Origin of the sequence: Ornithinibacillus sp. FSL M8-0202 (assembly GCF_037975285.1) — a bacterium.
In the GTDB taxonomy this organism is placed as follows: domain Bacteria; phylum Bacillota; class Bacilli; order Bacillales; family Amphibacillaceae; genus Ornithinibacillus; species Ornithinibacillus massiliensis.
Genome location: NZ_CP150248.1, coordinates 842,364 through 855,938 on the forward strand (window position 1 = coordinate 842,364; position 13,575 = coordinate 855,938).

Here is a 13,575-nt window from a genome sequence, read left to right on the forward strand (position 1 = left end):
TAAAAAATTCTAGTATATTCCTTCGAATCATCTAACAAAATAGCAAAGCATGTGACATTGTTGTCACATGCTTGTTATTTTAATAAAATCATTCTTTCTTGGAAAGGTTAATTGAAACAATGTTCCTTGCCCATATTCGGATTGTACATGAATATGTATCTTAAGGGGCATCGCTACTTTTTTTGTTAAGTATAGGCCCATTCCAGTTGCATTCTGGTCTTTATGGTCACGTGTAGAGGTAAAGCCTTTTTCGAATATACGAGGAATATCTCTAGCTTCAATTCCACGACCTTCGTCTTGGATTTCTACTACTGTCCTTCCATGTTGTTCATAGCTACGTACCATAATATCAGAATTCTCACTATACTTTACTGCATTGGTTAAAATCTGACGTAATATAAAAGGAAGCCACTTGGCATCGGATAATACTTCTGTGACCTCTAATTCTACTTCAAAGCCAACGCCTTTTTGAAAACACCACGATTTTAATGATTGGATTTCTTGAATGACTAATTTCTCTAAATCTAATTGCTCTATATAAAGATCGTTCTCCATGGATGCGATACGACGTTTGTGCAGTTGCTGATCCAATAATAGATGAATTCGAAGCCATTCATACATCAACTGCTCCCTTAAGGCCCTATCTTCCATTCTTTCTATCATTAATTTCATCGTTGTTAAGGGGGTTTTTACTTCATGAATCCAAGTTAGTAATTCATCCTTTTCCTGTTCAACATCTATAGTTAGCTGGTTCAAATCCTGCTTGGTGGTGTCTATCTGCTGTTTGATAGCTTTTTCTACAATCTGTTCAAAGGGCGTATTTCCTTCCCCTATCAATTCAATATCAACATTAGGATTCCATTCATTCAGCCGTTTGTAAAATAATACTTCCCTGCCATATTGCATGACCAGAAACAATAGAAAGAGAACAAAGGATAAAAAGACAATATATAGAATAGAACTAACATGAATAGATGTGTCCACATAAGCAATGACAAGGAACAATCCTTGTAACAAACAAAAGAATAGTATCCAACTTCTTCTCTCAAGTAAGTATTTTTTAATCATCCATTTCGTTCCTATCTTTAGCCATATATCCTTGCCCAACCTTTGTTTCTATATATTGTCCCATCTCTATTTCTTCTAATCTCTTCCGTAACCGATTAACATTTACTGTTAACGTATTATCACTTACAAATCGTTCATCATCCCACAGTTGCCTTATCAGTTCATCCCTACTCACAATTTGATTCCTATTCTCCAGCAATATTTTTAAAATATATATCTCATTTTTCGTTAGTTCAACCTCACCATGGTTATTCTGGATGGTGCCCTTTATGTAATCCACTGTTGCACTGTTCCATACTTTTAGTTGGGTCTGTTGCTCCATGCTATAATTGTATACTCGTCTTAATACTGCCTGGATTTTTGCAATTAATACATCAAAGTGAAACGGCTTTTGTACAAAGTCATCCGCTCCCAGCTGCATGGACATAATCATATCGGTGGGGTGATCTCGAGATGACAGAAAAATAATAGGGACCTTCGAGTGAGAACGAATCATTCGGCACCAATGGAACCCATCAAACTTTGGTAATTGAATATCAATAATGACTAAATCAGGCTTTATCTCGCTGTAATCACGCATGACATCATTAAAATCCTGGATACCATATACATCATAGGACCACTGTACTAGACGTTCTTTGATTTCTTTAAACAATGTAACATCATCTTCAATTAGTAAGATTTTAAACAACATGACCACCATTTCTACGTATTTATTACCGTTATTTTATATCAAAACGAAATACTGTGCTATTAATAGCATTGATTTCCAGTTGATATGTAATGAACATAAGAAATACTTTCACCAAATAGAAAAAACTCAACGTATAGAAACTTCCTACAGTTGAGTTTTTACCTTCATATCCTTCAAAACCAAAAGGAAAGGGAAGCTCTCCTATGGTCTACTTGTACTCATTTTTCTTCAAATTTGCATTCATCGATTTTTCAACTTTTTTAAAATACAGGTAGTATCCAGTCCAATTCAACGTATAAATACCTATGAATATGAAAGAGGTCAATAGAATTGGAAATAAACGTAACGGAACCCAGCCAGCAGACAACGCAATGATTAAATAAACAATAATCGAAACCGTAAAATGTACGATGGTTTGTATTAACATGCTCCAACCATTGTCACTGAATATCAGGGAGGACAATCCGAAATAGATTCCAAGCACGAATGTACAGAGCATATAGAGCCATATTTGCGATACGGAGGTATTAGTATCTGTAAAATGAACAATGGTTATGGCAATAAACGTAATAATACCACCAAAGGCGATTCCATAAATACTCCTCCTAATCCCTTCCATTATCATCCGATTTCCCTCCCATATTTAATCTATTCTTGATTGGTAGTACATACTTTCTCGTAATATACTCCTTATTTCCGGATTCAAAATACACACAGAGATTCCCATTAAAGGATAATTCAAACCGCTCAATTTGATTTAGGTTGCCGATAACGGATTTAGAAAAACGCATAAAGTTATAGGAAGCTAAATTCTCTTCTATTTCATAAAGCTTCATCCTAATTTCAACATGCTTCTTTCCAAGACAAGCAAAAACCTTTCTTTTTTCAGCATATACAAAATCAATTGCTTTTGGATCTAGTAAAACGGTTTGGTCCGCTTCTATCCCAAACAATCGCCTACCATTTTTCCCCTTTATGAGAGCTACAATTTCCTCCAACTCCTCCGACCATTCATTTGTCTGTATCGTGATGGACGGTTCGCTATGCTTATCATCAATATCAATGTTGACCTTCAACCTTAACATCCCCCTGTATGGATTACCCCTTTGCCCGTTTTAATACTATCGGGAAACATAAAATCGCTATAACAAATCCAACTATCCCAACTCCAACTAAGATTAATGATGCCTGAATAAATTCCCCTATTTGCAGTGTACCAGTCATTGCATCCTGAAATGCTTGATGAGCCCAATATTGTGGTAAGAAACGACTTAGTATTTGTAAGAAGTCTGGCATCATATCCACCGGAACCCACAATCCTCCAAGTAATGCTCCACCTAAAGCGATAACCTGTGTCAAGGCAATCCCCATATTATTTGTCTTTACCACTACAGCAAGTAAAAGTCCTAGTCCTGTCACCATGAAGGTTAAAGCAATAGCCAATATGCTTAATTGTACTGGTTGCTCTAGTGGGACATCATATACTAATTTTCCGAACAATAGTAAGATTGCTATCTGTATACTCACAATATACATGTATGGTATCCATTTGCCTAGTAAATACAAGTATGGTGATAGTGGTGTACTCGAAATCCTTGCTATCATTCCCATATTTCGATCTTTGATAAATGATTCCGTCATGGAAATCATAATAAAGAATACAAACATCACGGTATATCCCGGAACAATAGAAATAATCACTTGCTTACTTTCCACTTCTTCTGTTCCCGAAGTAAATACCGAAATAAATAGTACAGTAAATACGATTGGCAATATTAGCGCCCAGAATAATAGACCCCGATCCTGAAGATTTTTCTTCATTTCCAACTTTACAACAGCATTCATATCCTTATCCCCTTTCCTATTAATCTCTTAACTTAGAGTCTGTTAAGGAGAAAAATACATCCTCCAACCGTGGCTTAACTAATTCCAAACGTTCTAGCTCCGTTTTGTTCTCTTTTATAAAAGCTAAGACCTTCTCCATGACAAGTATAGGATTATCCGAACTGACTAAGTATCCGTCCTCCTTGCTTTGTACGGAACCATATTTACTAATATCCTCAGGCAAACAATTATTCCCTTTTACATATACAGAAGGGGTTACATGCTTTTTTAATATCGTATCAATGTGATCATTTTCCACTATACGCCCATGATCCATGAATCCTGCTACCTCACATAGGTGCTCGATTTCTTCCATATAGTGGCTAGCATAAATGATCGTACTACCAGCCTTCTTCATCCGTTCTATCATTTGAAAAATATATCTACGCGATTGAGGGTCAACACCTACTGTTGGCTCATCCATAATAATTAAATTGGGATTATGCATGATTCCACAGCCAATATTTAGACGACGTTTCATCCCTCCAGAGAAAGACTGCACCTTATCCTTCCCTCGCTCTTTTAGTCCAATCTCCGTTAAAACTTCATTTGTACGATTTTTTAACGTTTTACCTTTTAAACCATAGAGCTCTCCAAAGAAATATAAATTATCTCGAGCGGATAATGTCTCTTCAAGAGCAATATCTTGTGGCACATACCCTACACGAATCTTTTCATTCGTAAATTGAACCGTTCCTTTATAATCTTGAATAACGGAAGCAATAATTTTCATTAATGTGGATTTCCCTGCTCCGTTTGGCCCGACTAACCCGTAGCAAATTCCTTTAGGGATATCTAAGGTAACATTTGATAATGCCGTTTTCTTCCCATAATACTTCTCTACTTTGTTCACCATTAACAATGTAAACACCTTCCTTTCCTTCTTTGATTCATTATGGCAAACCATTAGTTTGAAAAGAATATTATTGGAACAACATGTAGATTTTGGTGATTGACATTGGTGAAAAATAAACATAAAAAAACTCACAGCCTAGTTAATTTAACAGCGCCGTGAGTTCTCATTACCATGCTATTGCTTTAATTCCTGACCATTTTACCCCTGTAAAATGGAATTCGCCTGCCTTTACTCTGCTTCTAATAAATCCTGATATAACGCCGTAACATCCTCAGTTAAAATACCTTCATGATAAAAATGATTCACATAGACTTCGATCATCATTTCGTTTTCATCTGTTACCTTCACTTTAGCTAACACATGATTGATTACGTCTTGTAATGCTTCTGAATTCGCATACATCGTATTCCAGGCTTGTACTTGCCGTTCTAGATCGCTGCCCAATGCAGCTGCTTCTATTTCATCAAATGGCAATGGTTCTTCATAACGATGCAAAATTTCTTCATCGTTATCGGTATAAATATACCCTTTCATCGCTTCGTTATCATAGGTATACTGCTTCCCGCCAACCGTTACCACTACCTGTTCTTTCTCTATTTCTACCGTCCCACCCTCTATCGCCATTCCTTCAGATAGAGAGGTAATGCTACATTCTATATGAGGTGTGATGAACCAATACGAATGGTCTTGATCCAGCATAGCAATATATTCTAATAGCGTAATCTCTTCTAGCTGTTCTTCTTCACGCAAGTGTCTATATTCCTTTGGACGATAATAGTATTCCGCTTCCATATTCTCCATCGTAATTGTCCATTCTGCTTGTGGGGAATCAAATAATGCACGGAATGCAAACCCTTCACCTCTCTTCTGAAGCTCATAATAAATAAGCCATTGCTCCACCTGGATAGATGTGTCAGACACTTCCCTTTTAACTCCTTCAAATATCAGATGAATCAATGATTTCGTCGAAAAACCACCATCTGTATTCAAATAAAGATGAATTGTTTCACCTTCTCGTACTATTCGTTCGATTGCAGTATCATGCAGACTTTCTTCCAGAACCGACTGGACAGAATTAGAGAGACATGTAATAGCCTGCTCGGTATTCTCAGAAGCGGCATCTAATATATCCTCAAATTCCTTATCCGCTTCTTGCATCCATTGTACATAATCCATTCTTACCGCTTTCGGCAATGTTGGTTGGTTTAAGCTTCCATCTAAGACATACGGAATAAAACGACTAGGAAGAATATCCAGCAATTCTTCCTTTACTTCTTCCAACTCCTCTCTTAAACTAGCAGCGAGATCCTCCCCTTCCTCTTTCGCCTCACGTATGACTGTCTCCCACTCCTCATCCGATTCATGAATAGGAAGCAAATTACACTTTTCAAACCTTTCCCTTGCCTCTTTTGTTACATTCCACATTCGATTTCCCCCTGTTGATGTTATCTTTTACTAAACTATACCTTTTAGACCAGACTAAGTACAAGTGTGTTACCGAGCTAGTTACTTAAAAAGAAAAGTCAGCTCTCGGTATTCACCAAGAAACTGACTTTAGCATCCTGTCAGGACGAGCAACTGGTCTCATTATCCCAGCTACTTTGATTTTTGATACATTTTACTAATTTGTTTAAACGGAAAATAATTTAATACATCGAACTTACCTTTGTTTTGTTTCGAGTCCTTTGCATGTTCGAAGTTGCGTGCACGTTCACATAACTCCAATTGACTATTAATTTCTGCTTCATCTTCACGTCGTGCGACATAATGATATTTCCCAGTATAATCCTGTTCTCTTGCTTTTACATTATCTGCTAACATGAGATACATCCAATCTAAAACCCGTTGTTTTAAATGCTTCTTTAAAATAGGGAATAATATCTCAATTCGTTTTTCCATATTTCGCGTCATCATATCTGCTGAGGATGAATAGACCTTCTGTTCCCCATTATGGTGAAAATAATAAATTCGGGTATGTTCCAAAAATGGACCAACAATACTACGAACTTTTATATTTTCACTTACATTGGCAATTCCCGGACGGAGACAACAAATCCCTCTTACAATTAAATCTACCTTCACCCCAGCATTGGATGCTTCATATAATTTTCTAATTAAATTTTTATCCGATAAGGAATTCATCTTTGCCATAATATGCCCATTACCAAATTGCTTATGATAGGCAATCTCTTCATCAATTAATTGAACAAATTTCTTTCGAATATCATATGGTGACATAACTAAATGATGGTAATCAGGCTTGTCCATATATCCACTTAAGTAATTAAAAAAGTTGGTAGCATCAATACCAATTTCCTCATTTGCCGTAAGAAGTCCAAGATCGGTATACGTTCTTGCTGTTGCATCGTTATAGTTCCCTGTTCCAAGATGAACAAATCGTTCTATTTGATTTTTCTTCCGACGAACAATTAATGTAATCTTACTATGCGTCTTTAGATGGGTTATCCCATAGATCACGTGACAACCGGCCTTTTCTAATTCTTTTGCCCATTGCACATTATTCTTTTCATCAAATCTAGCCTTTAATTCTACTAAAACCGTAACCTGCTTACCATTCTCCGCAGCCCGTTCTAAGCTTTTAATGATTGGAGAATTTCCACTAACACGGTACAGTGTCTGCTTAATCGCTAATACATCTGGGTCGTCCGCTGCTTGCGAAACAAAATCTACAACCGGCTCAAAAGACTCATATGGATGATGCAGTAAAAGGTCCTCTTCTAAAATAGCCTCGAACAATTCCTTATCCCCGCGTAAATCTTGGGGAGGCTGCGGAATATAAGATGGATCTGTTAAATGCTCATGAGTCGATTTAATCGTCTTATAGAATGGAAAAAGAAATGTTAAATCGAGTGGTGCCTTGACGAAATAGACATCTTTTTTATTAATCTCCAATTCTTCTATAAGATAATCAATAACTTGTTGGTCATAAACATGATCCTGAACCTCTAGCCGGACTGCTGCTCCACGTTTCCGTTTCTTTAACTCTTCTTCTATTTCCTGTAATAAATCCTCAGCACCATCTTCATGTATAGTCAAATCTGCATTTCTTGTGATTCGAAATGCTGTAACCGACATTACCTGATACCCAACAAATAATTTATGTATAAAATGCGAAATTACTTGTTCCAATAGGACAAAAGATCTTACGCCATTTTGATTGGGCAGTTCAATGTAACGGTCGATGACAGAAGGTACTTGTACAATCGCTAAGCGTTCCGTTTCCATCTTATCCTTCTGCTTATCTACAATGGTGATAGCTAGGTTAAGAGACTTATTTAACAGCATCGGAAATGGTCGATAGGCATCAACCGCCATTGGTGTTAGCACAGGAAAAATATGCTCATTAAACTGTTGTTCTAAAAATTCTAATTCCATTTTCGACAATTCTTCAATAGAAACAAAAGAAATCTGTTCTTTAGCCAATAATGGTGTTAATAACGTTAAATAGGTCTCATCCTGCTCAGAAATTAATCCATGACAAACCTTAGAAATTGCTTCTAGCTGTTCCATAGGAGTTAATCCCGCTTTATTTTCTGGACGATTATAACCAGCCTTTACTTGGTCTAGAAGTCCTGCTACACGAACCATAAAGAACTCGTCCAAGTTAGAACTAAAAATAGCCATAAATTTAAGTCTTTCGAGAAGTGCATTCTGGTCATCTAACGCTTCTTCTAATACTCGATAATTAAAATTCAACCAACTCAACTCTCGATTATTATAATAGGAAGGATTATCTAGGTTGATCGTCTTTTCTGCAACTTCCATTTCGCACATCTCCTTTTATGACACATATATCTAAATTATATCAATTTACTGACTCTCCTTTATAAACAAATTGTAAATTTTTTGTTAATTATTAGTCAATAAGAAGTTGCTTTACTAAAGTAGAAAATTTGTAGTAATCGAGAGCTTTAATAGCTTTTCTAAATGCTTCTTCTGTTTTTCCACATGATATTCTTCCGGTCGATAATATCCGTTACAACTGATCTGCAACAGCCATGTACCAGATTGTTCCTGGATGATATCTACATCCTCTACCGTATTGTTATTGGATATATTTAAACATTGCGCTACTTTCAATATAGCACCGAGAATACTTAGCTTTGTTTGTTCCTCCTTAGTGAACCAAGCTTTAAAAGGTTGGATATACTTTTGAAAAGTACCTTTGCTTTTAAAGGATGCTACTAATGCTAGTTTAATTCGGTCCCGATGAGACAGTCCAAGTAGCGTCCGATTCGCTAATAAGTTAAACGTATTACTACTCGTTTCCAATGTTGTTCGATTTCCTAGGTTATAGATACGTCCACCTAGTGTAAGTAAATGATAATCCTCTTCTGAGAAATGCAGGTCCAATCCTTCTAATTTCTTTACTGCTTCATAAAAACGGGTAGCTAACGTAATTAGTTGTCGTTCATCCTGTGACCCGATATAAAAATGTTTACGAAACTTCTCTATACTGGCATCTAACAATGGCAAGTTATGATGGTCATGGTCAAGCCACCCCTCATACAATATTCCATCTCGAAGTCCACGACGGCTTACGAAAAATTTCGTAGAATTAGAAAGATGACAAATCGTATCAAACACTTCAAAGGCTGGTAAAATGGTGTCTGCCCTGTCCTTGGATAATCCATCGGTCTTTTGCAACTCCATATAGGTCAATGGTAGTAATCTTTCTTTCGTCGTTATCAAGTCTTCTATTTCCATCTCATATTGATGCATTTCTTCTAACGGATAATCTGTAAACCGTTGATGAATCTGGCCCGCATTTCTAGCACTTCCTCCTATCGCGATGACTGGAACATTTTTATTCTTAATCCAAGAGAATGTTTGAAATTGTTCCTTAACATATTGTCTTATTGCCTCTATTTCCTGTTCTGTCGGAATATCATCCTGAACAAATTGTAGTTTTAAGGATAATGCTCCAAAAGGAAAACTATGGAAATGGATCATCTTCTGATTTTCAAAATAAGTCACCTCGGTACTACCACCGCCAATATCAATGGTAATTCCATTCTGAATTGGGATAGAATGAATTACCGCTTTATATCCGTAAAAGGCTTCTTCATATTCACTTAATAGCTTGATAGCTATTTGTGTCTTCTTCTCTACAATAGCTAGTATTTCATTCTTATTTACCGCTTGCCTAATCGATGCCGTTGCTACACAAGTAAACTCGTTCACCTCATAATGTGCTAATAGCTGATTAAAATCCTCTAACGTAGCGATCAATAGGGCAATTCCATCTCTATTTAAGGAATGATTCTCATCAAAGTAAGAACGAAGACGAGCTGTAACCTTTATATTTTCTATCTCATCAAAATACTGCCATGAATTTAGTCGTTCATAAATGACCAGTCTAATCGTATTTGACCCTATATCTATAATCCCAACACGTTCTGCCAATTTAATTGCTCCCTTCTGTCTGTGGGATAGTTCATCACACACACTATATTACCACTTTGTTTTATCATTAGTATAATTTTGAAGATTCACCATCCATTCTTACGTAAAAAAGGACCTATCATATCACTTAGATACAACAAGTCCATAGTAACTTCTAAATCTCAATTAGAATGGGAACAATCATTGGCTCCTTTTTCGTCCGTTCTTTAATATATTGTGAGATGAGGCGCTTAATCTGCTTCTTTTTCACATTCCAAGAGTATCGATCTGCTGCATGTAATTCATCTACTGTCTCTTGAATGATACGGATCATTCGTTTTCTTAGTTCAGAGAAATTATTATCGACAAAGCCTCGCGAGATAATTTCAGGATCGGCAAGCATTTTAGCATTCTCCTTACTCATCGGAAGAATAATCATCAGCATCCCGTCCTCTGCTATTTGCTTCCGATCACGTAGGACAAACTCCATATTCCCTACATCAATTCCATCTACATACGTGCTACCAGCTGGAATGGTTCGTGTACTGCGAGCTTCCGAATTTTGGATATCCACAACATCTCCATTTTTTAGAATGAAGGTATTTCCCGGCTCAACTCCGACTGACTCGGCTAGAAGCTGGTGGTGATAGAGCATCCGGTACTCCCCGTGAATCGGGACAAAATACTTCGGCTTCATTAGCGTAATCATGAGCTTAAGATCCTCCTGATACCCATGACCAGACACATGCATGCCAGAACTACTTCCAGACCCGTAAATGACATGTGCCCCTAGCTTATATAGGTTATCCACAATCGTAGTGACATTCTTTTCATTACCAGGGATAGGTCCCGCTGCCAGAATAACCGTATCCTCCGGGTAAATATCGACACCACGAAAGTTCCCTGTAGATAGCCGGCTAAGGGCCGCCATTGCTTCCCCCTGGCTTCCGGTACATAGAATGGTCACCATCTCTGGTGGTAAATCATGAATATCACGAGCATCGATTAGCATACCTTTTGGCACATCTAAATAACCTCGCTCCATTGCTACACCGACAACATTAACCATAGACCTACCGAGAAGCGCAAGTTTACGCCTTGTTTTCTTTGAAGCATGGATAACCTGTTGAATTCTACTAACATTCGACGCAAAAGTAGATACAATCACCTTTTGCTTACATTTCATAAAAATACTTTCTAAATTATCTCCAACCATTTGCTCAGAAGGGGTAAAGCCTTTGCGCTCTGCATTGGTGCTTTCCGATAATAGTAATAACACCCCTTTGTTGCCAATTTCAGCCATTCGGTGAAGATCTGAGCGCTCATTATTGGCAGGAGTCAAATCAAACTTAAAGTCACCAGTATGTACAATATTTCCTTCTGGTGTACTAAATACAATACCAAGGCAATCTGGGATACTATGATTCACCTTAAAAAAGCTAATACGCATGTCGCCAATTTGTATTTCGGATTCAGAATGGATCTCATGTAATTCACTCTCACGAAGAAAGCGATGTTCTTTTAATTTAATCTCAATAAGACCAAGGGTAAAGCGCGTTGCATATACAGGAACATTTATTTTCTTCAAAAAGTAAGGAATACCACCAATATGATCTTCATGCCCGTGTGTAACAATTAATGCACGTACTCTATCTTTGTTTTCTATAAGATAGGAAATATCTGGGATAATTAAATCGATACCGAGTAGGCTTTCATCTGGAAATTTATTTCCGCAATCGATAACAACAATATCCTCGCCACATTCTATCGCGTACATATTTTTACCCACTTCATGTAAGCCGCCAAGGGCAAAGACCGATACGATACCATTTCTATTCATTTATTACCCTCCCGCTATTCAATATGATTTAGTATGCCCGGATGACTGTTTTTTATAGAAAAGCTGCAATCCTTTTATTTTCTCTCTCTTTCTAGTGTGCTATAATAGTTACCCTAGATAACTGTTATCCATGATAACTATTTTTTAAAAGGAGGGGTTCCGATTAAAACTTCACAAAAATTCTTTCACCAGCTCATTATGTTATACCGACCGTTTGAAAATCGATTAAATACAGAGCTTAATAAACACCAGCTTCACCGTGCACAGTGGACGATTTTATACTATTTATTTCATCATGGCTCTGCAACGAATGTCGAGATTTCCCACTATCAAGGTGTGGAAAAGCCAACAGTAACCAGGACGATGGCAAGCCTAGAAAATTTGGGGTATGTTGAGCAACAGCCAAGCAAAGATAAGCGAGAAAAGCGCATGCAGCTTACTAATCTGGGCCAAAAGGTATATCAGGAAGTCCGTGTTACGATCGATCAATATGAAGAGGAAGTTCTCAGTGGTATATCAGAAGAGGAACAACTGGAAACCATTCGTATTTTACAAGAAATACGTCAAAACATCATGAAGTAAGGAGATTTATTTTGAATCAAATAAAAGCAAAATTATGGACCAAAGATTTTATCATTATTTCATTAGCAAACTTTTTTCTGTACTTAGTATTTTATTTATTATTAGTAACGATGGCTGTGTATGTAGTTGAACAGTTCCATGCTTCGGAAAGTCAGGCTGGACTTGCTACAGGTATTTTTATCATTGGAACCTTAATAGGAAGACTATTCATCGGTCGCTTAATTACGACCATTGGGAATAAGCGGATGCTATTTATCGGCTTGCTAGCGTTCATCCTAACTTCCTGTCTATATTTCATCCATTTCGGGATTACTTTTTTAATGATTACGCGCTTATTACATGGAATTGCCCTCGGAATGGCAAGTACTGCTACAGGTACTATTGTAGCTGAAATTATACCGAAAGAACGAAAAGGGGAGGGAATTGGTTACTATAGCTTAAGTATTACACTAGCTACAGCTATCGGCCCTTTCATCGGCATATTTATGAGTCAACATGTTAGCTTTGAACTTATATTTAGCTTTTGTTTCGTATTAGGTATCATTAGTATGGCCATTGCTTTCTTTATTCATATACCAGAAGTAAAAGCTTCTCCAACTAAATCCAATTCTAATGGATTAAAGCTTTCTAGCTTTATAGAACCAAAGGCAATTCCTATCGCGCTTGTTATACTTGTCACTTCGTTCTGTTATGCAAGTGTGCTGTCATTCATTAATTTTTACGCAATTGAAATTGATTTAGTGGAAGTCGCTAGTATTTTCTTTGTCGTATACGGAGCTAGTATATTGGCATCACGTCCTTTCACAGGACGACTAATGGATACAAAAGGGGCAAATGCGGTAATGTATCCTGCATTTCTTCTTTTTGGCGGAGGATTACTACTTTTAAGTGTAACGAATGGAAGTGTAACCTTATTACTTGCGAGTATTCTGATGGGGTTAGGATTTGGGAATATGCAATCCATCACCCAGGCCATTGCTGTAAAAGTCGTTCCATCTAATCGGGTAGCACTAGCAACGTCAACCTACTACATCTTTCTCGATACTGGTCTTGGGTTTGGACCATATATCATCGGATTTATCATTCCACTAACAGGATACCGGCATCTCTATGTCATAATGGGAGTAATTGTTTTAATCACCACGATTCTCTATTATTTCATGCATGGAAAAAAAGAACGCATCAACCGGGAAGTAGCTTCTATAACGAAGGAACAACTGTCCCAGTAAGAACATAATCAAGGAG

General features: G+C 37.2%; 12 protein-coding genes. 2 read left to right on the forward strand and 10 right to left on the reverse strand.

The features are described 5' to 3' along the window. Positions 1–63 precede the first annotated feature (63 nt). From MKY78_RS04300 to MKY78_RS04345, 10 genes are all read right to left on the reverse strand, one after another. Positions 64–1,068, reverse strand: coding sequence for a sensor histidine kinase (locus MKY78_RS04300; protein ID WP_339217820.1), 1,005 nt, complete (start codon positions 1,066–1,068; stop codon positions 64–66). Next, positions 1,061–1,759, reverse strand: a complete 699-nt coding sequence (locus tag MKY78_RS04305; protein ID WP_339216504.1) for a response regulator transcription factor — start codon at positions 1,757–1,759, stop codon at positions 1,061–1,063. The genes MKY78_RS04300 and MKY78_RS04305 overlap by 8 nt, the downstream gene beginning before the upstream one ends. 211 nt (positions 1,760–1,970) lie before the next feature. Beyond that, positions 1,971–2,387 carry a DUF3021 domain-containing protein gene (locus MKY78_RS04310; protein WP_339216505.1) on the reverse strand — a complete coding sequence of 139 codons (417 nt, stop codon included), beginning with the start codon at positions 2,385–2,387 and terminating at the stop codon, positions 1,971–1,973. Continuing rightward, positions 2,368–2,838 (reverse strand): LytTR family DNA-binding domain-containing protein, encoded by a 471-nt coding sequence (locus MKY78_RS04315; RefSeq protein WP_339216506.1) that lies wholly within the window; start codon positions 2,836–2,838, stop codon positions 2,368–2,370. Before MKY78_RS04315 ends, MKY78_RS04310 begins: the two co-directional genes overlap by 20 nt. A 22-nt stretch (positions 2,839–2,860) precedes the next feature. Then, positions 2,861–3,607: an ABC transporter permease gene (locus tag MKY78_RS04320; protein WP_339216508.1), complete on the reverse strand. Its 747-nt coding sequence runs from the start codon at positions 3,605–3,607 to the stop codon at positions 2,861–2,863. 19 nt (positions 3,608–3,626) lie between these two features. Further along, positions 3,627–4,502: an ABC transporter ATP-binding protein gene (locus MKY78_RS04325; RefSeq protein WP_339217821.1), complete on the reverse strand. Its 876-nt coding sequence runs from the start codon at positions 4,500–4,502 to the stop codon at positions 3,627–3,629. Positions 4,503–4,730: 228 nt separating this feature from the next. Continuing rightward, the gene (locus MKY78_RS04330; protein WP_339216510.1) at positions 4,731–5,927 is read right to left on the reverse strand and encodes a DUF4085 family protein; all 1,197 of its coding nucleotides are present in this window, start codon (positions 5,925–5,927) and stop codon (positions 4,731–4,733) included. A 171-nt stretch (positions 5,928–6,098) separates the two neighbouring features. Next, complete coding sequence (locus tag MKY78_RS04335) at positions 6,099–8,288, reverse strand: RNA degradosome polyphosphate kinase (protein WP_339216512.1); 2,190 nt, start codon at positions 8,286–8,288, stop codon at positions 6,099–6,101. A gap of 114 nt (positions 8,289–8,402) precedes the next feature. Then, positions 8,403–9,929 (reverse strand): Ppx/GppA family phosphatase, encoded by a 1,527-nt coding sequence (locus MKY78_RS04340; protein ID WP_339216514.1) that lies wholly within the window; start codon positions 9,927–9,929, stop codon positions 8,403–8,405. A 154-nt stretch (positions 9,930–10,083) separates the two neighbouring features. After that, on the reverse strand, positions 10,084–11,748 hold the full coding sequence (locus MKY78_RS04345; RefSeq protein ID WP_339216516.1) for a ribonuclease J: 1,665 nt from the start codon (positions 11,746–11,748) through the stop codon (positions 10,084–10,086). Positions 11,749–11,946: 198 nt separating this feature from the next. Here MKY78_RS04345 and MKY78_RS04350 point away from each other — a divergent pair, with 198 nt between their 5' ends. Together MKY78_RS04350 and MKY78_RS04355 are read left to right on the forward strand one after the other, a co-directional pair. Beyond that, a complete protein-coding gene (locus tag MKY78_RS04350) occupies positions 11,947–12,330 on the forward strand; it encodes a MarR family transcriptional regulator (protein WP_339216518.1) in 384 nt (127 codons plus the stop codon). Between the two features lie 11 nt (positions 12,331–12,341). Then, positions 12,342–13,559 carry an MFS transporter gene (locus MKY78_RS04355; protein WP_339216520.1) on the forward strand — a complete coding sequence of 406 codons (1,218 nt, stop codon included), beginning with the start codon at positions 12,342–12,344 and terminating at the stop codon, positions 13,557–13,559. Positions 13,560–13,575 lie beyond the last annotated feature (16 nt).